Annotated in this window: 19 protein-coding genes; 4 read left to right on the forward strand and 15 right to left on the reverse strand. The window is 68.5% G+C overall.

The window, feature by feature from the left end; all coding sequences use genetic code 11:
* Positions 1–62: 62 nt before the first annotated feature.
* The gene (locus tag SACCYDRAFT_RS20115) at positions 63–2,375 is read left to right on the forward strand and encodes a hypothetical protein (RefSeq protein WP_052309143.1); all 2,313 of its coding nucleotides are present in this window, start codon (positions 63–65) and stop codon (positions 2,373–2,375) included.
* 12 nt (positions 2,376–2,387) lie between these two features.
* Here the strand turns inward: SACCYDRAFT_RS20115 and SACCYDRAFT_RS20120 are convergent, their stop codons facing one another.
* The 7 genes from SACCYDRAFT_RS20120 to SACCYDRAFT_RS20150 form a co-directional block, all read right to left on the reverse strand.
* A complete protein-coding gene (locus SACCYDRAFT_RS20120) occupies positions 2,388–3,167 on the reverse strand; it encodes a hypothetical protein (RefSeq protein WP_005458967.1) in 780 nt (259 codons plus the stop codon).
* 200 nt (positions 3,168–3,367) lie between these two features.
* Positions 3,368–4,282 carry a cation diffusion facilitator family transporter gene (locus SACCYDRAFT_RS20125; protein WP_005458968.1) on the reverse strand — a complete coding sequence of 305 codons (915 nt, stop codon included), beginning with the start codon at positions 4,280–4,282 and terminating at the stop codon, positions 3,368–3,370.
* A gap of 228 nt (positions 4,283–4,510) precedes the next feature.
* Complete coding sequence (gene manA / locus SACCYDRAFT_RS20130; protein WP_005458970.1) at positions 4,511–5,752, reverse strand: mannose-6-phosphate isomerase, class I; 1,242 nt, start codon at positions 5,750–5,752, stop codon at positions 4,511–4,513.
* A gap of 47 nt (positions 5,753–5,799) precedes the next feature.
* On the reverse strand, positions 5,800–6,891 hold the full coding sequence (locus tag SACCYDRAFT_RS20135; RefSeq protein ID WP_005458971.1) for a hypothetical protein: 1,092 nt from the start codon (positions 6,889–6,891) through the stop codon (positions 5,800–5,802).
* Positions 6,881–7,117, reverse strand: coding sequence for a Trm112 family protein (locus tag SACCYDRAFT_RS20140; protein WP_005458973.1), 237 nt, complete (start codon positions 7,115–7,117; stop codon positions 6,881–6,883). The genes SACCYDRAFT_RS20135 and SACCYDRAFT_RS20140 overlap by 11 nt, the downstream gene beginning before the upstream one ends.
* A gap of 69 nt (positions 7,118–7,186) precedes the next feature.
* Positions 7,187–8,542 (reverse strand): phosphomannomutase/phosphoglucomutase, encoded by a 1,356-nt coding sequence (locus SACCYDRAFT_RS20145; protein ID WP_005458974.1) that lies wholly within the window; start codon positions 8,540–8,542, stop codon positions 7,187–7,189.
* Between the two features lie 79 nt (positions 8,543–8,621).
* Positions 8,622–8,990 (reverse strand): DUF3499 domain-containing protein, encoded by a 369-nt coding sequence (locus tag SACCYDRAFT_RS20150; protein ID WP_005458975.1) that lies wholly within the window; start codon positions 8,988–8,990, stop codon positions 8,622–8,624.
* 93 nt (positions 8,991–9,083) lie between these two features.
* Between SACCYDRAFT_RS20150 and SACCYDRAFT_RS20155 the strand changes: the two genes are divergently transcribed.
* Positions 9,084–9,539: a metallopeptidase family protein gene (locus SACCYDRAFT_RS20155; RefSeq protein WP_005458976.1), complete on the forward strand. Its 456-nt coding sequence runs from the start codon at positions 9,084–9,086 to the stop codon at positions 9,537–9,539.
* A gap of 45 nt (positions 9,540–9,584) precedes the next feature.
* Here the strand turns inward: SACCYDRAFT_RS20155 and SACCYDRAFT_RS20160 are convergent, their stop codons facing one another.
* Complete coding sequence (locus SACCYDRAFT_RS20160; protein ID WP_005458977.1) at positions 9,585–11,522, reverse strand: hypothetical protein; 1,938 nt, start codon at positions 11,520–11,522, stop codon at positions 9,585–9,587.
* A 281-nt stretch (positions 11,523–11,803) separates the two neighbouring features.
* The gene (locus SACCYDRAFT_RS20165; protein WP_005458978.1) at positions 11,804–12,127 is read right to left on the reverse strand and encodes a WhiB family transcriptional regulator; all 324 of its coding nucleotides are present in this window, start codon (positions 12,125–12,127) and stop codon (positions 11,804–11,806) included.
* Between the two features lie 253 nt (positions 12,128–12,380).
* On the opposite strand from SACCYDRAFT_RS20165, the gene SACCYDRAFT_RS20170 reads away from it, so the two are divergent.
* Entirely contained in the window at positions 12,381–13,154 is a 774-nt protein-coding gene (locus SACCYDRAFT_RS20170; RefSeq protein WP_005458980.1) for a site-2 protease family protein, read from the forward strand.
* A gap of 19 nt (positions 13,155–13,173) precedes the next feature.
* Here the strand turns inward: SACCYDRAFT_RS20170 and SACCYDRAFT_RS20175 are convergent, their stop codons facing one another.
* The 3 genes from SACCYDRAFT_RS20175 to mshB are packed head-to-tail and all read right to left on the reverse strand — an operon-like array spanning position 13,174 to position 15,196.
* On the reverse strand, positions 13,174–13,962 hold the full coding sequence (locus SACCYDRAFT_RS20175; RefSeq protein ID WP_005458981.1) for a hypothetical protein: 789 nt from the start codon (positions 13,960–13,962) through the stop codon (positions 13,174–13,176).
* A 5-nt stretch (positions 13,963–13,967) separates the two neighbouring features.
* Positions 13,968–14,387: a hypothetical protein gene (locus SACCYDRAFT_RS20180; RefSeq protein WP_005458982.1), complete on the reverse strand. Its 420-nt coding sequence runs from the start codon at positions 14,385–14,387 to the stop codon at positions 13,968–13,970.
* On the reverse strand, positions 14,381–15,196 hold the full coding sequence (mshB, locus tag SACCYDRAFT_RS20185) for an N-acetyl-1-D-myo-inositol-2-amino-2-deoxy-alpha-D-glucopyranoside deacetylase (RefSeq protein WP_005458983.1): 816 nt from the start codon (positions 15,194–15,196) through the stop codon (positions 14,381–14,383). Before mshB ends, SACCYDRAFT_RS20180 begins: the two co-directional genes overlap by 7 nt.
* Before the next feature lie 140 nt (positions 15,197–15,336).
* On the opposite strand from mshB, the gene SACCYDRAFT_RS20190 reads away from it, so the two are divergent.
* Complete coding sequence (locus SACCYDRAFT_RS20190) at positions 15,337–17,109, forward strand: ABC transporter ATP-binding protein (protein ID WP_005458984.1); 1,773 nt, start codon at positions 15,337–15,339, stop codon at positions 17,107–17,109.
* Between the two features lie 224 nt (positions 17,110–17,333).
* Here SACCYDRAFT_RS20190 and SACCYDRAFT_RS20195 read toward each other — a convergent pair whose 3' ends face one another.
* The 3 genes from SACCYDRAFT_RS20195 to SACCYDRAFT_RS20205 all read right to left on the reverse strand — a co-directional run bounded on the left by SACCYDRAFT_RS20195 (position 17,334) and on the right by SACCYDRAFT_RS20205 (position 21,227).
* Positions 17,334–18,266, reverse strand: coding sequence for an ABC transporter permease (locus SACCYDRAFT_RS20195; RefSeq protein ID WP_005458985.1), 933 nt, complete (start codon positions 18,264–18,266; stop codon positions 17,334–17,336).
* Position 18,267: 1 nt separating this feature from the next.
* Positions 18,268–19,284 carry an ABC transporter permease gene (locus tag SACCYDRAFT_RS20200; RefSeq protein ID WP_005458986.1) on the reverse strand — a complete coding sequence of 339 codons (1,017 nt, stop codon included), beginning with the start codon at positions 19,282–19,284 and terminating at the stop codon, positions 18,268–18,270.
* 173 nt (positions 19,285–19,457) lie between these two features.
* Positions 19,458–21,227, reverse strand: a complete 1,770-nt coding sequence (locus SACCYDRAFT_RS20205) for an ABC transporter family substrate-binding protein (RefSeq protein WP_005458988.1) — start codon at positions 21,225–21,227, stop codon at positions 19,458–19,460.
* Positions 21,228–21,524: the final 297 nt, after the last annotated feature.

A 21,524-nucleotide genomic window follows, 5' to 3' on the forward strand; every position in this document is an offset into this window, starting at 1 on the left:
GACTTTGGCTGTGAGCAGGCAGACCACGAGTTCCGACCACAGTGAGCGAGGTGTTTGCGCGCGTGCCACTCCCTGGCCCCGACACCCACGTCGTCGAGTTACGTGTCCCGGGACTCATCGGCACCAGTGGGGACGATCTGCTGGACTCGACGGGCACCGTCGACGTCGACGGCGACGGGATCGGCAGGATCATCCGGCCGTGCGACCGGTTGCGTCGGCCTGCGCCCGGCCCGGTTCTGCGAGCACCCGGCCGTTCCGTGCCCCGGACGCTGGAGGGCTACCTGTGGAGCCGCATGACCTCGGGCGGGGCGGCGAAGGCGGCGTGGGCACTGTTGTTTCCGTTCTCGCTGGTCAACGTCGCACAGTGGATGTTGCCGCCTGACTCGGGGTCGCGGGCCTCGCAGACTCTGTCGGCGGTCTGCCGGGCGCTGCTGCGGGTCGCCGCGCTGCTGCTCACCATGCTGCTGGTGGGCCAGCTCGCGGTGGTGAGCCTCGATCTCCTGGCGACGCAGTGCCTGCGTCCCGCAGGGGCGTGCCTGGAAGCCGCGCCGTCGTGGCTGCGTGACACGGCGAGCGTTCGCACCGCACTGGGCCTCGCACCACTGCTGGTACTGATCGGGGTCCTGTTCGTCGTGGCCTCCACGTCCTGGGAGGTGCGAGCGTCTCGCCTACGGGAGCACCGGCCGGACCTTCCCGGCGGGACACTGCTGGACGACGAGCAGGAGACGACCACGTTGCGTTGTCTGCACACGGTGGCCGCGCTCAGCGTCGTCGTGCTCATGCTGCTCGGCGGTCCCCTGACGGCGCCCACCCGTACCGTGGACGCCGTCGTCTGGGTGCTCGCGTTGGTGTTGCTCGGGTTCGGCGCGGGGGCGGCGGCGTTGCGGGCGCACCGCCTGCTGGGACCGGTGCCGCGTGCCGGGCTCATCACGCTCGCGTTGGTGCTGGTCGGCGTGGCCGCGGTAGTGGCGACGCCGCTGTCGGGGCAGGTGTCCTCGGGTGCGAACGCCACCGTGGAACTGGTGGCGGCGGCGTTGTTCGCCGTGTGCGTGCTCTTCGCGTTGCTGCTCGTGCCCACGGCGATCGTGGCGAGGCGCACGTGGTCGGCGCTGCCCCGACGGCTTCGGCCGTGGGTGGGTGGCTGGGCGGCGGCACCCGTGCTCGCACTGGGGGCGTTGCTGGGCGGTGGCTTCGGTGCCGGCCTGGCGATCGCCGCCCGGCACATGCTGGATTCCTCGCTCGCCCTCCCCGAGGGCTACACACTGATCACCTTGCTGTGGGGCGCGGGGCTGGTGTTCGCCGCGCTCGTCGCCGTGCCGGTGTTCGCCGTTGCGGTGCCGCTGCGCAGGGTCCGGCGCGGAGTGCCCGAGGTGCTGCGTCTCATGGAAACCCGCGAGGAGGACGTCGACGAAGCCACCGCCGCATGGGCCAGGGCCGCCTGGGAACGCAAGCACCTGCACCGCATCGTGCTGGCCGTGGTCCTGGCGATGATCGCGGGTGCGGGTGCGCTCGTGGCCGTGCGCGTCGGCGCGATCGAGATCCCGGACTTTCTGAAACCCCTGTCGGCGGTGGGAGTGGTGGCGCTCGGCGGGCTGGCCTTCGCGCTGCTGCGTGCGGTCTTCACCACCGCGACGGGAACACTCCGGGTACGTCACCTCGCCGCGTTCACCGATCTGGTGTGTTTCTGGCCCCGCGTCGCGCACCCCGTGGTACCGCCGTCGTACGCGCTGAAAGTGGTTCCCGAACTGGCCGAGCGCGCCAAGGAACACCTACGCGCGCCCGACAGCCGGGTCGTCCTCGCCGGATACCACGTGGGCGGCCTGCTCGCCGTCATCACCGCGGGCAGGCTGAGCGCGGAACTCTCCGAACCCGAAATCGAACGACTCGGGCTGCTCACGGCGGGCACTCCGTTGCAGTGGGGGTACCAGCGCGCGTTTCCGGGCGTGTTCGGGCACGAGGCGCTCGTCCGGGTCTTCGGCACTCTTTCCGGCCGCTGGCGGGGACTCTGCCGGGGCACCGACACCTTCGGCGGTGGTGCCACCACGTGGCGCCACCAGGTCGCGGGCGGCGAACTGCTTGGTGTCGGCTACCTGCCCGAAGGTGGGGTCGGACCGCTGGACGCCGCCGAGCGCGGCCCTCACGGCGCGCTGGTGCTCGGCGGCGACCACTGGCTTCCCGACCCGGCGGCCGGTCCGGTCAAGGGGCGGCGCTGGGCTCCGGGCGTACGCAGGCATGGCGACTACGTCGTCGAGCCCGAGTGGGACAGGGCCGTGGCGTATGCGGCAGGTCTGGTCGGCCCGTCGCCTGCCATCCCCGAGCCGACCCGGCCGACCGGGCCCGTGCCGAGTGATGCCCTCGGCGCGCCGAGGCTGTAGGGCAGCCTGGGGTCAGGACGTGGCCTTGCCCTTGCGCATCCGCGTCAGGGCGAGCAACGCACCGCCGCCCACGAGCAGCGCGGCACCGAGACCGATCAACCAGCCACTGCTGAACCCGGTGGAGGCCAGGTCGCCGTCCTCGGCCACCGGTGCGGGTGCGCTTTCGGTGGTCTCCGGCGCACTCGGGCCGCCCGCGGGGTTCGAGGTGGTGGGTTCACTCACCGCCGTCGACGACGGCACGTCGGTCGGCTCACTCGCCGGGGGCTCCTCGGTGCCGGGCTCGCTCGGCTCAGGCTGGTCGGGGTTCGGCTCCGTGGTCTCCGGGTCGGTGGTCGGCGGCTCGGACGGCGCCTCCTCACCGCAGGCGAACCAGTGGCTGATCGCGGGAATGTTGCCACCGTTGTTCAGCGGGGACCGCAGGTCCTCCCAGGGCACGGTCTCGGACAGCCCACGCTCCCCCGGCACGTACACGTTGTAGCGGGGGCCGCCCTTCACGACGATCGCGGTGACCACGATGCCGTCGGGCACGTCGGTGATCGTCAGGTACCTGTCCTGGTTGGGGACGCCGCCCTCGTAGGTCAACGAGGCGTTTTCCACGTCTTCACCGCCGTCGCCGACCTTCACCAGGATGCCACCGCCGAACTGCTCGCACTCCGTGGCGTTGCCCTGCTCGATCACAGCGCGTGGGTCCTCTTCGGACTCCGTCGCCAGCGCCGGCGGCACGGCGGCCACCGCCAGGCCCAGGCTCAGTGCGGCGACAGCGAGGTTTCGGGTTCGGAAAAGTCGGGGCATGGGTCACTCCGTCGGGGACACGGGGGATACAGGGAAATTACGGGTGGCCTCGAAGTCGGAGGAGGCCGCCCGCACTCTATATGCCCAGAGTGAAACCATCATGCCGAATCCGTGATGGTGATCCATTCGATTCCAATTGGTAACGACCGACGACACAATCGCCATCAAGTCGCAACAAACCGCCTCGCTCCGGCGACTTCTCACACGGTGACGCGGTACAGGTCCGGCTCCAGATAGATCAGCCGAGCCGCGGGCACCTTCGCGCGGACACGGGCCTCGGCCTCGTCGATCGCCGTGGCGACGGCGGCCATGTCCAGACCTTCGCGCAGACTCAGCTTGGCGGCCACCAGGAGCTCCTCCGGCCCGATGTACTGGGTGCGAATGTGGATCACCCGCTCGACGTCCCCCGACACCAGCTCGCCCACGATCGCCTCGAGTTCGCGGTCACCCGAGCCCTCGCCGATGAGCAGGCTCTTCATCTCGACGATCAGCGTGATCGCGATGACTCCGAGCAGCACACCGATCATCAGCGTGCCCACGCCGTCCCACACCGGGTCGCCGGTCACCACCGCGAGGCCGACGCCGAGCAGCGCGAAGACGAGCCCGAACAGGGCCCCGGCGTCCTCGAGCAACACCACGGGCAGTTCAGGAGTCTTCGACTGCCGGATGAACGCCCACCACGTTTTGTCGCCCTTCAACCGCTTGGACTCGACGATGGCGGTGCGGAAGCTGTAGCACTCCAGCGCGATGGCCACCACGAGGATCACCACGGCCACCATCGGGGACGACAGCTCCTCCGGATGCTGGATCTTGTGGATGCCCTCGTACAGGGCGAAGACCGAGCCGAGCGTGAACAGCATCAGCGCCACGATGAACGAGTAGAAGTAGCGTTCCCGTCCGTAACCGAACGGGTGCGCCTTGGTCGCCCGGCGCTTCGAGGTCTTCTGCCCCAGCAACAGAAGCCCCTGGTTGGAGGTGTCGGCCACCGAGTGCACCGACTCCGCCAGCATCGACGACGATCCGGTGATCAGAAAGCCCACGAACTTGGACACGGCGATACCCGCGTTCGCGAACAACGCCGCGAGGATCGCCTTGGTCCCACCTTCTGCTGCCACGGTTTCCCCCTTCGTGTGCGCAGACCGACCGGCCCGCGTCGATCGGAGTGCAGCTTAAAGGCCCGGTGGGACCGCTGTGCTGTGGCACCCGGTTCCCACGTCGTCACACCGGGGACGGAGCGCGGCCCGGCCTGAGACGCACGAAACGGCCTGCGCGCCTCCGGCAGGGGGACGCCAGCTGCCGGGTACACGAAATCGTGCCAGGTCAGCGGCGGCTGTTCGTCCCCGTCAGGCGCACGTACCGGCAGTCGCCCGGAAGACCCTGGCCGAACCGCTGAGCGTGGGCCGGATCCGCACCTCGGGATCGCACGCGGGCAACCACACCGACTCCCCACGGCGCAGCTCGACCTTCGTACCGTCCTCGGAACAGAGCAACAACTCGCCCTGGGTGCAGAGCAGGATCTGTGGGCCTGACCCACCGAGCCGCACCTCGCCGTTGTCGCCGTCCGCCCACTCGAGACGTGACAGCTCGAACTCCGGCGCGTCGGTGCGGTACACGGCGACGCGCTCGTCGAGCACACCGCGTTCCCCGCACAACACGGGCATGTCACCACACGCGAAGTCGACCACCCGCAGGAGCTCGGGCACGTCCACGTGCTTGGGCGTCAGCCCGCCACGCAGGATGTTGTCGGAGTTCGCGAGGATCTCCACGGCGGTGCCGTGCAGGTACAGGTGCAGGTTGCCCGCGGGCAGGTAGAGGGCTTCTCCTGCGTGGAGGGTGAGCCGGTTCAGCAGCAACGCGGCCAGCACACCGGCGTCGTGCGGGTGTGCCTCGCCCAGTTCGAGCACGGTGCGGCACTCGGTGTCGAACTCGCCGTGTTCCTTGATGTGCCGCACGCACGCGTCGAGCACCTCGGGCAGGAGCTGGTCGAGGGTGGGCTGCGGCATGGTGATCAGCGTCGTGAACAACGCCCGGAGCCCGTCCGGGTCGGGCTGGGCGGCCAGCAACTCGGTGTACCTGGTGAGCCCGGGAGTGTCGATGGCCCGCAACAGGCGCACGGTGCGGCGCGGGTCCCGGAACCCGGCGAGCGCGTGGAACTCCGTCAGCGCGCACACCAGCTCCGGTTTGGCCGTCGGATCGGGATAGTTCCGGTTCGGCGCGTCCTTCGGGATGCCCGCCGCCTCCTCGCGGGCCCAACCCTCCGCCGCCTGCTTCGCCGACGGGTGAGCCTGCATCGACAGCGGCTCCTCCACCGCGAGGATCTTGAGCAGGAACGGCAACCGACCGCCCCACCGGCCCGCGCAGTCCTCACCGAGCTGTCCGACCGGGTCGCTCTCCACCAGGTCGAGCAGGCTCCGCTCCGTCCCGTCCTCACTCACCACGCGGGAGGGGTCGCCCGGGTGCGCTCCCATCCAGAGCTCCGCCTCGGGATGCGGCGCGGGCACCGGACGCCCCAGCAGTTCCGGGATCGTGGTCCTGGAGCCCCACGCGTAGGGCCGGACTGCGTTGCGCAGCAGTTCCACGGTCAACTCAACTCCTCGCCGGCCGTCCACCGGCCTTTTCTCGTGTACTGGCTCTACGCGGTTGCGGGCGCAACGCGGCCAGCTCCCCCAATCGTTCCCGCCGCGAGACCGAGGTAGAGCGCCGCGAACTCGAACCGCAGCGCAAGAACGGCCGCGCGGGCGGCGTCATCGGCCACGATCTCGTCCGCCGGCGCCAGAACGTCCGCCGACGGCAGCAACTCCCCGGCCCGATGCCGACTGCCGTCCGCCGCCTGCCCAGTGATCACCGCGAGCAGCACCACTCGAACCGGGGCACTCTCCCCCGTCCGGTCCTCGGGATCGGCGAAGATCGTGTTGCTTCCCGAGACGTCCGCGGCCGCCCTCCGCAGCGCAGACCGGGACAGCGCCTGACGGTAGTGCGCGACGTCCGCGACGACGGCCGCATGGGCGGCCAGAGCGTATGCGGCATGGTGGGCCGCCCCCACGGCCACCGAGTCCAGTCCCCACAAAAGCGGGGTACGCTCGGCCAGCCGCAACGCCAGCGACTTGGCGGGATTGACGAACGACTCGTGACCGAGGTGGCAGCGTTCGGCCTCGTGATCCAAACGGTCGGCGAGGGTTTCGATGTCGGCCACCGACAAGCCGAGCGTGTTGGTCGTGAGCAGGCCCGCCGTGAGGGCCCTCGCCAGCGCGAACTCCTCGGGCACCGGCACGCGGGGAGCGAGGACCACCCCACGCCCCGCCACGGACGAGGCCACCGGTCCCTCCGACGGTGCGGACAACACCAAACCGGCGCCGTACCTCGCGGCCCGCTCCAACGACCGGGCCAACTCGTGGTCGTACGGATCGTCGGTGTGTGCGAACACCGCGTCGAGCGCCCCGACCCAGCTGGGCACCACGTCGCTCAGGACCACCGGCACGGGACTGGCCGGAGCGACGAGGGCCTCCAGTAGTCTCGCCGCGGTGTGCCCCACCCCCGGGCGGGACACGATCACCAGGGAACGTGGCCTGCCGACGTCGAGTCGCTCGCTCAGCTCCAGCTCCGCAGCGGTCTCGGCGGTGGCCCGCACCTGGGCGCCCGCCATGGCGGCGGCTCTCAGCAGCCCGGCACCGTCGGCGTCGGCCAACCGCGTCGGGTCGTCGAGCAGGCTGTCGTCAAGCGCCATCGGAACTGGTCTGGTCATCGTTGTCACGCCCGCCGTCGTCCGGGGGAGTTGCCTCGTCGAGCAGGAGCACGGGGATTCCGTCACGCACCGGGTAGACCCGTCCGCACGACGTGCAGGTCAGCGCATCCGCATCCGGGTCACCCGGCGCACCCGGCGTCAACGGAGCGTGGTCCGGCGCGGGGCACGCGAGGATCTCCAACAGCTGCGCATCAAGCGTGACGGCCATGCTTCCTCTTTACCACTAGCGAGTTCATACGTGACGTCAGATCGGTGTGACGGATTGAGGACCCGTGACTCAACCACGCACGATGGCAAGGACTTCGTCGGTCAACGAGCGCACCGCCGCCTCGTCGGACGCCTCGACGTTCAACCGGAGCAGCGGCTCCGTGTTGGACGCACGGAGATTGAACCAACCGCGCTCGCCGAGGTCCACCGTGAGCCCGTCGAGCTCGTCGAGTTCGGCCCCGTCGCGACCCCCGAACGCCTCCTTCACGGCGGCGAGCCGCCCGGCCTGGTCGTCCACCGTCGAGTTGATCTCACCGGACGCGGCGTAGCGACTGTATTCGGAGGTCAGCGCCGACAGCGAGCCGTCCTGCTCGCCCAGCGCCGCGAGCACGTGCAGAGCCGCGAGCATGCCCGTGTCGGCACGCCAGAAGTCACGGAAGTAGTAGTGGGCCGAGTGCTCGCCACCGAAGATGGCGCCTGTCTCGGCCATCTGCTCCTTGATGAAGGAGTGCCCGACGCGGGTGCGCACCGGCGTGCCCCCGTGCTCGGCGACGATCTCGGGAACCGCCTTGGACGTGATGAGGTTGTGGATGATCGTGGCGCCGGGCTCCTTCGCGAGCTCCCGCACCGCCACGAGCGCGGTGATGGCGCTCGGCGACACCGGGTCGCCGTTCTCGTCGACCACGAAGCAGCGGTCGGCGTCGCCGTCGAACGCGAGTCCGAGGTCGGCACCCACTTCACGGACCTTCGCCTGGAGATCCACGATGTTGGCCGGGTCGAGCGGGTTGGCCTCGTGGTTGGGGAACGTCCCGTCCAGCTCGAAGTACATCGGCACGACCTCGATGGGCAGGCCCTCGAACACGCGCGGCACGGTGAGCCCACCCATGCCGTTGCCCGCGTCGACGACCACCTTCAGCGGGCGGCTGCCGCTCAGGTCGACGAGTCGGTGCAGGTGGGCCACGTAGTCGCTGAGCACGTCGCGCTCGGTGACCTTGCCGTGCTGACCCGCGAACTCGGGCACACCGTGCTCGACGGTGTCCCTGATCTCGGCGAGTCCTGATTCCTGCCCCACCGGGGAGGCGCCCGCACGGCAGAGCTTGATCCCGTTGTATCGGGCGGGGTTGTGGCTGGCCGTGAACATCGCACCGGGCATGTTCAGCGAGCCGGAAGCGAAGTACAGCTCGTCGGTGCTGGCGAGGCCGATCGACACCACGTCGAGCCCCTGCGACGTCACGCCGTTCGCGAACGCCCTGGCCAGGCCCGGTGACGACTCCCGCATGTCGTGCCCGATCACCACCGAGGGCGAGTCGGGCTTGATGAGCAACGCGAAGGCGGCACCGAAGTCGGTGACCAGTTCCTCGGTCAGCTCCTCACCGACGACACCACGGATGTCGTACGCCTTCACGATGGCCGACAGGTCTGACACGCCTCTCCCCGATCGTCTCCGATGTAGGCTTCCGCAAGCCTCGATACCCGCGAGGAAGCCTACCGACACGTCCGGACGTTCAGGCGCGGCCGGGCAGTACCCGCAGGTGTCCCCGCCTGCCCTGGCCCGTTCTCGGCTGTTCCTGCTGCTGGGAAGGGGGAGGCGGCGGGCGGTCGGACCTTCCGGCCTCACGCACGGCTTCGGCCAGCGCGGTCAACTCGTCGCTGGACGGTTCCGGCGCAGCGAACTCACCCTCGTGGCGGACGACCTCCCAGCCCTTGGGCGCCGTGAGCCTCAGGGCGTGAGCCTCGCAGAGGTCGTACGAATGGGGCTCCGACGCCGTGGCCAGCGGACCAACCACCGCCGTGGAGTCGCTGTAGGCGTAGGTCAGCGTCGCAACAGCGGGTTCGAGGCAACCCGTTCGCGAACACTTTCGCACGCTCCGCACAGTTGCTCACCATATCCTGTCAGAGGTCCCGCGTGCTGCCGACACACCGAGAATGTCACGGTGACGTGGCGGCGTAGGCTTCCCCTCGTGGCTATGGCGAAAGGCTCGCGACAGCGGTTGCGCCGCGACCGGCATGGTCGTGGTCTGCGAGGGCCGCTGTTTCCGTCCACGCTGCCCGCCGCGTCGAGCCGGGCCGAGAAGTTCGACGCCCTCGTGCTCGACGCCCTGGAGCCGATCGAGGCCCGGTGGCGGCACGATCTCACCGAGCTCGACGTAGCCGTGGACGAGGTCCCCGAGGTGCGCATGGAGATCCCCTCCACGCAGGTCGACGGTGTGTTGCTGGACGGAAGGGTCCCCCTGTCCCGGCTGGTGCCGGCCGGGGTGGATCGCGACGGGTTGCCCACCAGGGCGAGGATCGTCCTCTACCGCCGCCCGCTGGAGGCGAGGGCGAAGGACCCGACCGAGTTGTCCGAGCTCGTCCACGACGTCCTCGTGGAGCAGGTGGCCAACTACCTCGGAGTCGAACCGGACATCATCGACGGAGGCTGACGGTGTGGGAGCCGCGCGGGAGCCACGTCGTCGACGCGGTGGTCGTCACCGTCGAGCCGGGCGCCGCAACGACGGGAGCGCCGTCAGCACGGTGAACAGCACGGCCGCGAGCTGCCCCAGCAGCAACACGTCGTGCCGAGCGCTGTCGAAACTCACGCGGACCTCCGCGGGCTCCGGCGGCACGGCCACCGCCACCTGGCCTTCCCACGCCCGCACGATCGGAACCGCGACGCCGTCCACCGTGGCGCGCCATCCCGGTTCGTAGGCCGCCGACAACACCAGCAGACGACCTTCGGGCCCCTCCGACACCCGCACTCCGATCTCGGGCGGCGCGGCGTCCACCGCCGCCGACGCGGGCGGGGTCAGCAGCTCGGCGTCGGGCGGCAGGCCGCTGACCGACCGGCGGGCCTGTTCCGACGAGATCAGCGTCGCCGCGCCCGCCTCGGGGGTCAGCCGCAGCACCGCACGCCCGTCGGTGGTGGGTGGTGCGGGTTCGGCGAGTTCACCCGCCGCGCTCCGCAGCGGCCGGCCGTCGTCTCCCCGCGGCAGGACCACGAACAGCACACCCGAAGCCGCAGCCGAGGTCACCGCCGAGGTGACCGCCTCGGGTCTCCCGCTCAGCAGCTGCCGTTGCCAGGCCTGCGCCCGTGACGCCATCGTCTCCACGGGCGCCAGCGCGTCGTCACCGAAGCGGGGTGCCCGGCCGGAGGTGAGTCGCGGGACGTCGTGCGGGGCCTCCGGGTCGCCGAGCACCAGGACTCCGCGACCGGTCGAGGCGAGTTCCTCGATCATCGGTTCCATCGGCGGGCTCGGCTGGTTCACCAACGGCCCACCTCGCCCGGCGATGACGTCACAGCCTGCCAACACCGACACACCACACACCGCACCGACCACGGCGACGCGCGTCCGGGACGTCCGTGTTCGTTCCGGCACGCGGACGCAGGCGACCAGCACGGTGACGAGCAGTCCCGCGCCGACCAACAGCAACGGGGCACCGGCGAAGGCGGAGGCCGCCGGACCACCACGGACCGGACGGGCTGGCACGAACGACAGGACGGCCGCGCCGAGCACTCCCACCAGCACGAGCCCCGCGGCAGGCGCCATGCGGGACGTGGGCCGCGCGACGACAGCCGTGAACGCCGCCACCACCACGACGACTCCCGCCGGCGAGCCGCCCGGTCCTCCCGGGTCGAGGGCGAGCAGTTCCACCAGCGTGGGTGCCTGGGTGCCTGGACCACTCACCCCGTGCAGCACGAGCACGGGGTGAGCCACGAGCACGGGCAGCCACGGCAGCAGCAGCCCCGCGGGCAGCAGCACGAGCACCGCGAACGCACCGGCCCGGGCCCTCGGCCGGTCCCGGCCTGGCGCGGCGACGAAGGCGATCGACGCCACGAGCAGCAGCAGGAGGCACGCCACGGGCGAGAACGCCGCCGTGGTCGCCACCCCCAGCGCGCACAACACGCTTGCGCTCAACCACCGCTCGCGCATCGGCCCGTACGTCACCACGAACACTCCCGCCAGCAACAGCGGCAACAGGACGTGCAGCACGACGACGTCGAGTCGGCCCTGCACAGCGGCTGCGGTGGCCGGGGGTAGAAGTCCGTAGGCGGCAGCCGTCGACGCCCTGACCCAACGGGCCACAGGTATCCGCCGGGTGGCGGCGTAAGCGGACAGAGCCGCCAACGGGACGTCGGCCAGCAGCAACACCGCCACGACCGCAGCAGGCCCGCCCACCGGCGCGAGAGGAGCTCCCAGGACGCCGAGCACGGCCAAGGCCGGCGGGGCACCGCCGGAGGCACCGCCGACGGTGCCGTGCCAAGCAGCGAGGTACTCGCTCCACACATCGCCGAGATCACCGACCGGAAGCAGTGCGCCACCGGCGAGGGAGAGCCCGAGCCGACCCGAGTGCGCTCCCAAGGCGACGACGGTGAGTACGCCGGTCAGTACCGCTGGCGGAACCCAACGCGACCGCAACGCCCGCATCACCGGCCCCTCACCGAAGGCGCGGCACACCTACCGGGCGTCTCCGGCGGCAACACGCCGTCGATCGGGGCACGCTCGACCTCGGCACGAGTATCGGTCAGAATGCTCGACACACCCGGCCGATGGCCGACCGGTGGAACACTCCGCCCGCCAGGACGGCGCAACGCAGCCGGTGAGAGCGCGGTACGAACTTGCGAAGGGACGATCGTGAACGGCAAGTGCCTCTCCGCGTACAGAGACGAGCAAGGGCACTCACTCTAACGAGCGACCGGCACCGCAGGTCACACGGCGCGTTTCTTCAGCTTCCTCCGCTCCCTCTCGGAGAGACCGCCCCAGATCCCGAACCGCTCGTCGTGCGCCAGGGCGTACTCCAGGCAGTCGTCCCTCACCTCACACACCTGGCAGATGCGCTTCGCTTCCCGGGTCGAGCCCCCCTTCTCCGGGAAGAACGCTTCGGGGTCGGTCTGCGCGCACAGGGCACGCTCCTGCCAATCCTGCTCCCCCGTCACGTCGAAGAGCTCGGTGAGCACACCCCGATCGCTTTCCGGGTGTCCACCCAACTCCATGACGTTCCCCCATTCCATTCCAGTAGTGTCCAACCGCACGTCCGCCTCCTCGCTTTCACGCACTCCCAGGGCCGGCGGTACTGGATGCCCCGACTGCCCCCCTTTTAAGACAGCGGAATGACATCAATGTGATTACACCTGTGTAGTGCGGCCGGGTCAAGCAGAGTAGCAAGGTTGGGGGATACTTGGGACGGCGTGCGCAAGGGGACACGCCGAGGAGACCTCGACCGGTTTCAACCGGTTGCGCCGGAAGTTCGCCGCAGAGGGTGAACGGAGAGGACACACCAAGCCCGTGCAACGCTCAGTCGTTCGCCCAAGCCTGCTGTTCTACGCGATCCTCGCCGTCACCGTCGCCGGCGGCGTGCTCACCACCACGCTGACAACGATCGAGGACATCCTCGACCGGTCGGTGCTGGGCACGCTGGGAATGTTCCTGCTGATCATCGGCGGGTGGGCCCTGTCACTGACCCTGCACGAGTTCGGGCACGCGTTCGTGGCCTACAAGGGTGGCGACCGCGAGGTGGCGGCCAAGGGTTACCTGTCGATGGACATCCGGCGCTACACCGACCCGATCATGTCGCTGGTGCTGCCGTTGATCATCCTCGCCGTCGGTGGAATCCCGCTGCCCGGCGGCGCGGTGTGGATCAACCGCTGGGCGCTGCGTTCACGTGCGGTGTCGTCATGGGTGTCCCTGGCGGGCCCGCTCAGCAACCTCGCCCTCGGCGTCGTGCTCACCGCACTCGTGGCCACGGTCTCCATGCCGCCGGGGCTGTTCGCCGGGTTGTCCTATCTCGCGTCGCTGCAGATCCTCGCTTTCGTCATCAACATCCTTCCGGTGCCGGGCCTGGACGGCTTCGGAGCCATCGAGCCCTACCTGTCGCCGCAGGCTCGCGAGTTCGGCGCGAAGGCCCGCCCGTGGGCTCCGCTCGTCCTGTTCGCGCTGGTCCTCGGCGTTCCCGCCGTCGGCGAGGCCCTCTGGACGCTCACCGACACGGTGTTCGCGGCGGTCGGCGGGGACGCGTTCGCGGCAAGCGTGGGGCAGTACGTCTTCATGTTCTGGCGGTGAGCGCGCAAGGCGGCCGACGTCACCGGTGCTCGGCGAACCACGTACGGGCCCGCTTGGCCACCCGCCTGAGACCCGCGCGCTCGCCGAAGTAGTTACCCACCAGCCCCACCACCGGCAACGCGCCGAGTGCTTGGTGGTAGAGCCTGCCGCTCGGCCGCTTCTCCAGCTCTCCCGTGATCGCGAACAGCGACCGGCCGAGCTTCCACAGGGTGCGTGCGCCCGCCTTGACACCGAGACGGGAGTTCCTGCGCCCGCCCTCGGGCAGGTCCTCCGAGAGCTCCGCCGTCCGCTCGTTCTCCCCCGCGACGTCGTAGCCCTCGTACCCGCCCTCCGCGATGCGGGGGTCGATGTCGCGCTCGAACAGCACCCACCCGATGAGCCGGACGCGCTCCGCGACCTCCGTGACACCGTGTTCACCGGCGATGGCGCACAACAACAGACCCTGCGACGCCACGCCCATCGTGTCCTGGACCGGAAGCCGGTCGGCCAGTGCGCCGAGCAGTCCGGGAGCGGCGGTGAGCAGCGAGGTGAACCGGCCGACCCGGTTGACCCACCAGTCGACCCGGTCGTCGACGTCCATCGCGTTCCACGCGACCGACCCGGGGACCCTCACCGACTTCAGCGCCTCGGCGAGCCTGGCACGCACCGTGGACTCGGTGTCCCCCTCCGAGTTCTGTGCGGTCTGTGCGGTCTGTGTGGTGAGCCCGAACGGGTCGGACTCCCGTAGCGCGTCGACCATCGGCCCCGCCGCCCTCACGAACGGTCGCAGCACCTTGACGACGTGTCTGTCACTGATCGGCTCGCCCACAGGCACTACCTCGTTCCCGTGTCGGACACCGCCGATCGTCCCAACGATCCTCCGAGCGCCATCGCGGCGGGCAGCGCACCACCCGCCAACAGGAGCAGTGCCCTCCAGTCGACCATGAGGACGCTGTCGCCGCCCGGCCCCTCGACACCCAGCACGAGCAGCGTCACGAACCACACCAGCAGCGGGACCATGGCCAGCCTGCGTGACACCAGTCGTTCGGCCGTCGTCACGAGCAACGGCGTGGTGACGGCGGCCACGAGCGCGCTGAGCGGCAACGGCACGTCACCGGCCTTCGGCAACACCACACCGTCGAGGCGCAACGGCAGGTAGAACAGCTCCAGCGTGGCGAGCAGCACGGCGTCCACGGAGAGCAACACGATGACCGGCCACCTGCTGACCGACGACGTCCCCGGGGCGGTCAGCACAGCGGCAGACCTCCGAAGAGGTCGGTCTCCGCGCCCTCGGCGGGCCCGTGGACCAGCACGAAGAACTCCGTGTCGGGCACCGGCTGCGCGATGCCGTTGGAGAGCGCGAAGCAGTCCGGCCCCACGGTCACCTGGGTGCGGTGGGCGCGCAGTGCCGCGAACTTCGCCTCACGGTGGCCCGTGATGTCGACCCGCGTGGTGATGCCGGCGTCCGGCGTGGCGGGCAACTCCTCGTCGGCGGGCACGCGGAACGGCACGCGTTCGTCCTGCCTCAGCATGGCGAGCCCTCGCGCCGTCGCCTCCGCCGACGACACCGTGTGGAACAACCGGCCCACGCCCTCGGCCCGTCGCACCGCGGCCGTGGCGATCTCGTGGGCCCGGATGTGGTCGGGGTGCCCGTACCCGCCGTTCGAGTCGTACGTGACGACGACCTCGGGACGTAACTCCTCGAACACGGAGAGGAGCTGCTCGGTCTGCTCGTCGAGGGAACCCTGGACGAGCGCGCGTGGATGCTCGTTCGACGCCGTCCCGGCCATCCCCGAGTCGCGCCACCGCCCCGCACCGCCGAGGAAGCGGTGTTCCGCCCAGCCCAGTGCCGCACCGGCCTCGGCCAGCTCACCCATCCGGTAACCGCCGAGCTGATCACCGGCCCAGGAGCCCAACTGGTCGAGCTCGCCAGGGATGATCTCGCCTTCCTCGCCGAGGGTGCAGGTCACCACTGTGACGTGGGCCCCTTCGGCGGCGTAGCGGGCGATCGTCCCACCTGTCGTGATGCTCTCGTCGTCGGGGTGTGCGTGAACGAACAGCACCCTACGGCCATCTACCGAGGTCACAACTTAAGATTAGTTCGTTCGTACCGTCCCCACACCGGCGCGTCTGCACTATCCTCGCGCCGAGTCACAACCACACATCGCCGTGACACCCTAATCTCCCTCACGAAGGGCTTCTGGTGAGCGTAGAAGCAGTATCGCCGCAGTCGGCGGAATCGTCGGAATCCGTGCTGTCCATTTCGGATTTGAAGATCTCCTTCTCGACCGAGGACGGCGTCGTCGAAGCGGTCAAGGGAATCGGTTTCGACGTCGCCCCCGGCGAGATTCTCGCGATCGTCGGGGAGTCGGGGTCCGGCAAGTCGGTCACGTCGATGTCGGTGCCGGGACTCCTGCCGAAGACCGCGAAGATCGACGGTGCGCGAAGCCTGGCCGGGATCGACCTCGGCGGCATGTCCCCCAAGCAGCTGCGGAAGCACCGCGGCAGCGACGTCGCCATGATCTTCCAGGAGCCGATGACGGCCCTGAACCCGATGTACACGGTGGGCTGGCAGATCCGGGAGTCCCTGCGGGCTCACCAGGACATCTCCAAGCAGGCCGCCGACAAGCGGGCCATCGAACTGCTCGACATGGTGGGTATTCCGGAGCCGGAGCGGCGCTTCAAGCAGTACCCGCACCAGCTTTCCGGCGGTCTGCGCCAGCGCGTGGTCATCGCCATGGCGATCTCCTGTGACCCGAAGGTCATCATCGCCGACGAGCCGACGACCGCGCTCGACGTCACGGTGCAGGCCGAGATCCTCGCCCTGCTGCGCAAGCTGCGTGACACGCTCAACACAGCCATCGTCCTCATCACCCACGACATGGGCGTCGTCGCCGACCTCGCCGACCGCGTGGTGGTGATGTACCAGGGTGAGATCGTCGAGCAGGCCCCGGTTCGGGAGCTGTTCGCCAACCCGCAGCAGGACTACACCAAGCGACTGCTGGCCGCCGTTCCGGTACTCGGCCAGCGTCCCGAGGGTCGGCGCCTGCTGGACGCCCCGCAGGTCAGTGTCACGGAGAGCAAGAGTGACGAGGCACTGCGCAAGGCCCACGAGGAACTCGAGTCGCGACTCGACAGCGCGGCTCCGCCGCTGGAGATCAAGGATCTCGTGCTCGAGTACCCGGGCAAGGGCAGGCAGGGTAAGAACCGAGCCGTCGACAACGTGTCGCTGCACATCGAGCGTGGTGAGATCGTCGGCCTGGTGGGCGAGTCCGGTTCGGGCAAGTCCACGGTCGGGCGGTGCGCCATCCGGCTGCTGAAGCCCACCTCCGGCACGGTGTCCATCGCCGGCACCGACATCACCACGATGTCGCAGAAGGACCTGCGTCCGCTGCGTAAGTACTTCTCCATCGTCTTCCAGGACCCGGCGTCCACTCTGGACCCGAAGATGACGATCGGCGAGTCGATCGCCGAACCGCTGGTGCTGCACAAGATCCTGTCCGGCAAGGACCTGGACAACCGGGTCACCGACCTGCTCGACAAGGTCCAGCTGTCCGGCCACTACCGCAACCGTTACCCGCACGAGCTGTCGGGCGGTCAGCGCCAGCGGGTCGCCATCGCGCGCGCCCTGGCGCTCAACCCCAAACTGCTCATCGCGGACGAACCCACGTCGGCGTTGGACGTGTCGGTGCAGGCCAAGGTCCTCGACCTGTTCCTCGACCTTCAGCAGCACCTGCGGTTCGCGTGCCTGTTCATCAGCCACGACCTCGCCGTGGTGGACCTGCTGGCCGACCGAGTCGCCGTGATGCAGCGCGGCAAGCTGGTCGAGGTGGGTACGCGCGAGCAGGTGCTGCACAACCCGCAGCAGGACTACACGAAGCGGCTGCTGTCCGCGGCTCCCGTGGCCGACCCCGCATTGCAGGCCGAGCGCAGGCGGGCATGGGAGGAAGGCCGGGTGGCTCCGGTCAAGGACTGACCGGAAAGCCTCGCAGAAGAGCCTGCCGGAACCCGAAAAAGGGGCGGTGCCGTTTGGTACCGCCCCTTTTTTCGTGCCGTCGTCTCCGCAGTTCTCGCACGGCTCTCTTCGCGTCCTGCGAGGCGGACATCCGTACGCAGACCGCGGACACGATGAAACGGCACAGGGGAGCGTCACCGCTCACGCGGTCGACGCTCCCCTGTGCCGTGGAGACGAAAAGCCTTCTAGGCCTTGACCTTTCGCTGACGCGGGTCGAACGCGTCACGCAGGCCGTCACCGATGAAGTTGATCGACAGGGAGATCAGCACGAGGACGACGAACGGCCCGAAGAACAACCAGGGACGCCCTGTCATCTGCGCGTAGTTCTCCGAGATGACGCGACCGAGCGAGGTGTCCGGCGGCTTCACACCGAGGCCGATGAACGACAGAGCCGCCTCGGCGAGCACTGCCTGAGCCACGGCGAGGGTGGCGTTGACGGTGATCGTACCGACCATGTTCGGCACGAGGTGCTTGAACACGATGCGCCCGGTACTGGCGCCCGACGCTCTCGCCGCCTCGACGAACTCCCGTTGCGACAACGACATCGCCTCGGCACGCGTGATACGCACGATCGGCATCCACGCGAACGCGGCGAGCACCACCGCCACGACCCACCAACTGCCGCTGAAGACCTTCACCAGGATCGCGGCGGCCGCGATCGCCGGGATGATCAGGAACAGGTCGGTGAGACGCGAGATGGCGGAGTCGACGAACCCGCCCATGTACCCGGCGAAGGCGCCCAACACGACACCGATGAACGTCGCCACGAGCGACACCGTGATCGCGATGAGCAATGAGTACTGGGTGCCCCGCAGGATCTGCGACACCATGTCCTTGCCGACCTGCGTGGTGCCCAGCGGGTGGTCGGCGCTCGGTTCGGCGAACGACGAAAACGACGAGTCCCAGTAACTGTGCGGCCAGAAGACCGGCATGAGCAGCGCGACCAACGTGATCAGCAGCAGCATGCCGACGCTGATCATCGCGAGTTTGTGCCGCAGGAACTTCCGGAGGACGAGCGCGCCCTGGCTGCGCGGCTCCGGCAGCGCCTCGGTGCTCAGTTCGCCTTCGGTGATCGGTGGCTTGCCACCGGTTTCCGCACCGGTCACAAGCGAGTTCATGTCAGCCAACGCGAATCCTCGGGTCCAGAATGCCGTACAACAAGTCCGCGATCAGGTTCGCGATGATCACGGCAATGGAGATCACCACGACCCAGCCCATCATCACGTTCGGGTCGTTCTTGTTCACGGCCTCGACGAGCACGGCGCCCATGCCGTTCCAGTTGAACACCCGCTCGGTGATGACGGCGCCCGTCACGACGGTCACGAAGTTCACGGAGAACAGCGTGGTCGTCGGGATCAACGCGTTCCGGAAGGCGTGCTTCAGGATGACACGCCGCTCGGTCAGCCCCTTGGCGCGTGCCGTCCGCACGTAGTCCATGTTCAGCGTCTCCAGCATCGAGGAACGCTGGAACCGGCTGTACGCGGCGAAGCTGATGAACATGATGGACAGCGTCGGCAGCAGGAAGGCGCCCGTGTACTTGATGATGAAGTCCCAGAACCCGTCCGACTCGAGTGATTCCGGGCTGGTCGTTCTCAGGAACGGGTTGCCGAAGATGTCGTTCAGGCCGAGGTTGTTGATGACGACGTTGAGGTCGATCGCGTAGATCTTCAGCACGATGGCGACACAGAAGATCGGCATCGAGAAGAACAGGAACGCCAGCGTGGTGGCGGCGTAGTCGACGACGCTGTACTGCTTCACCGCAGCGAGCAGGCCCACGGCCACACCGAGGATGACGGCCAGGATCTCGGCCCCGAGGATCAGGCGGATCGACACCCAGAAGGCGTCCATGATCTTCGGGAACACCGGCTCCATCGCGGAGCCCTGCGCGATCGAGATGCCCCAGTCACCGGTCACGAACCCGCCGAGCCAGTCGAAGTACCTGGGAATCAGCGGCTTGTCCAGACCGAGCTCGTGCGCGATCGCGTCGATGGATTCCTGATTGATGTTCGGCTGGGTACGCAGTTCCGCGAGAGGGTCGCCCGCACCGGCCACCATCACGAAGACCAGAAAGCTTCCGATCAGCAGGATCGGAATCGAGATCGCCAGACGGCGAAGGATGTAGAAAACCAGGTTCAACGACTTGCTCCTAGTCCCGGGATCGCCCGGAATTATTTCGTCACCGTCCCGCGCCACGGTAGTGGGGGTCGGGTTCGCGTGAACAGCTACTAACGTCGGACCGTCGGGGGCCGGTATGGTGTCCGGCCCCCGACGGTCTCAGACGTCAGCCGGTGACGGGTGGGCAGCGCCGATTACTCGGCGGCCTCCCACTCCCCGACGTTCCACAGAGCACCGTTGTACGACTGCATGTACACGCGGTCGATACCACGGAAGGCCCACATCGACGGCGTCTCGAACAGCGGCACGGTGGCGTAGTTCTCCGCGATCGCCTCGTCGGCCGCGATGTAGTTCTTGAGCGCGTCTTCCGGCTTGGTCGCCGAGGTCGCCTTGTCGAACGCCTCGTCGATCTTCGGGTCGCTCAGGCCCTGCCAGTTCTGGTTGCCGTCACTGATGTAGATGGCCTTGGACTCGGCCTTGAACGGCGCGGACGACCAGCCGAACAGAGCGATGTCGTAGTCACCCTTGTCGACACGGCCCTTCAGGAAGTTCGGGTCGGTGTCGTCCTTGATCTCGATGCCGGCCGCGCGGGCCTGCGACTGGATGATCTCGACCGTCTGGCTGCGGCGGGCGTTCTCGTTGTGCGAGATCTCGACCGAGAACTTCACGCCGTCCTTGGCGTAGATGCCGTCCGGGCCCTTCTTCCAGCCACCCTCTTCGAGGGTCTTCATGGCCGCTTCGGCGCCCTTGTTCATCTTGTCGCTGTAGCGGTCCTCGTAGCCTTCCTCGCTGCTGAAGAAGACGATGCTGCCCAGCGGCTTGGCGTCGGCCTGGACCGGCTTCAGCAGCTTGTTGACGATCTCCTCGCGGTTGACGACCTCGAAGAACGCCTTGCGCGCGGCCTCGTCCTTGAAGACGTCGCGGTTGAGGTTCAGGTCGAGGTGCTCGTAGGTGAGCTGCGGCGCGGAGGCGTACTTCACGCCCTGCGAGGCCAGGCTCTTCAGGGTGTCGGCCGCGGTGGCGTCCGGCTGGGTCGAAGCGGCGACGTCGATCTCACCGTTCTGCAGCGCGGTGGCCATGGCCTTGGTGTCCGGGATCGCGCGGATCGTGACTTCCTTCGGCCCGCCCTTGGCGCCGATCCAGTGCGGGTTCTTCTCCAGAACGACCGTGTCGGAGTTCGAGTCGAAGGACTTGATCTTGTAGGGGCCGGAGCCGGGCATGATCTCGGGCTTGAAGCCCTTCCACTCGCCCGACCAGAACTCGGCGACCTCCTTGGCCTCCTTCGACTTCGGCTCGACGTCGCGGATGTCGTCGATGCCGAGTTCCTTCTCCACGATGTGCGCGGGCATGAGACGCACGTCGGCGAACATGCCCTTGTAGTCGAGGTAGGGCTCGCTGAACTCGGCCTTGAAGGTGTAGTCGTCAGTGCACTCGGGCGTCATGAGCTCGTAGCCCGTGGTGGAGGCGGAGTTGAAGCCGTCCGTCGTGCCGGAGCTGGCGAGCCAGGCGAAGTAGAACTCGCGGCAGTCCCACTCATCCCCGTCGGACCACTTGACGCCCTGCTTCATCTTCCACTCGACGGTGAACGGGTCCTCGGAGGTGACCTCGATGGACTCCATCACGTCGCCGTTGAGCAGGACCTTGTTGTTGCCGTCCAGCACGGTGGGACCCGCGATGACGCTGGTGAGCACGTAGTTGTTGTACGAGCTGTTCGCGTCCGCGGTGTTGTTGTTGTACGCGGAGTAGCCCTCGTCGACGGCCACCGTGACGGGGTCCATCTCCGGGACGTCGGCGAGCTTGAAGGTGTCACCCTCCTGCGCCTTGCCCTCCGCCAAGCTCTTGACATCGACGGTCGAGCCGCTGTTCGCATCCGCCGCGTCGTCTCCGCCCCCGCCGCACGCGCTCAGCACGAGCGCTGACGCGGCGAGCATCGACCACGCGGAGATGGCCTTCGATCTCCTCATTACGTGTGCCCTCCTAGCACTGAGTCCCGGACTCCTCAGTGGGACCCAACTCTCCGGTTAGCGCCGGAGCTTATGACACGCCCATCACACTCGATTGGCGCACTGCGGGGGAACGCTAAGAAGGATGACCACCATCGGTCAGCACTTCTTGAAGGATCGTGACCAAAGGGTGACATCTATCTAGCGAACGCAACATACAGCAGTGACGAACTGTGATCAGTCACAGTACCAACCAAGCGGTCGGTTACGTCGATGGTCAGTGGATGTGCGGCCATTGCGGTGAAGGGATTCGGCCGG

Source organism: Saccharomonospora cyanea NA-134 (assembly GCF_000244975.1).
Taxonomy (GTDB): Bacteria; Actinomycetota; Actinomycetes; order Mycobacteriales; family Pseudonocardiaceae; genus Saccharomonospora; species Saccharomonospora cyanea.

What these genes read in the sequence shown, in the direction of transcription:
- SACCYDRAFT_RS20205 (WP_005458988.1), bottom strand. Translation starts at nt 21,227, where the DNA reads ATGAGGAGATCGAAGGCCATCTCCGCGTGGTCGATGCTCGCCGCGTCA.
- SACCYDRAFT_RS20155 (WP_005458976.1), top strand. Translation starts at nt 9,084, where the DNA reads ATGGCGAAAGGCTCGCGACAGCGGTTGCGCCGCGACCGGCATGGTCGT.
- SACCYDRAFT_RS20140 (WP_005458973.1), bottom strand. Translation starts at nt 7,117, where the DNA reads ATGGCCGTCACGCTTGATGCGCAGCTGTTGGAGATCCTCGCGTGCCCC.
- SACCYDRAFT_RS20135 (WP_005458971.1), bottom strand. Translation starts at nt 6,891, where the DNA reads ATGGCGCTTGACGACAGCCTGCTCGACGACCCGACGCGGTTGGCCGAC.
- SACCYDRAFT_RS20120 (WP_005458967.1), bottom strand. Translation starts at nt 3,167, where the DNA reads ATGCCCCGACTTTTCCGAACCCGAAACCTCGCTGTCGCCGCACTGAGC.
- SACCYDRAFT_RS20195 (WP_005458985.1), bottom strand. Translation starts at nt 18,266, where the DNA reads ATGAACTCGCTTGTGACCGGTGCGGAAACCGGTGGCAAGCCACCGATC.
- SACCYDRAFT_RS20160 (WP_005458977.1), bottom strand. Translation starts at nt 11,522, where the DNA reads ATGCGGGCGTTGCGGTCGCGTTGGGTTCCGCCAGCGGTACTGACCGGC.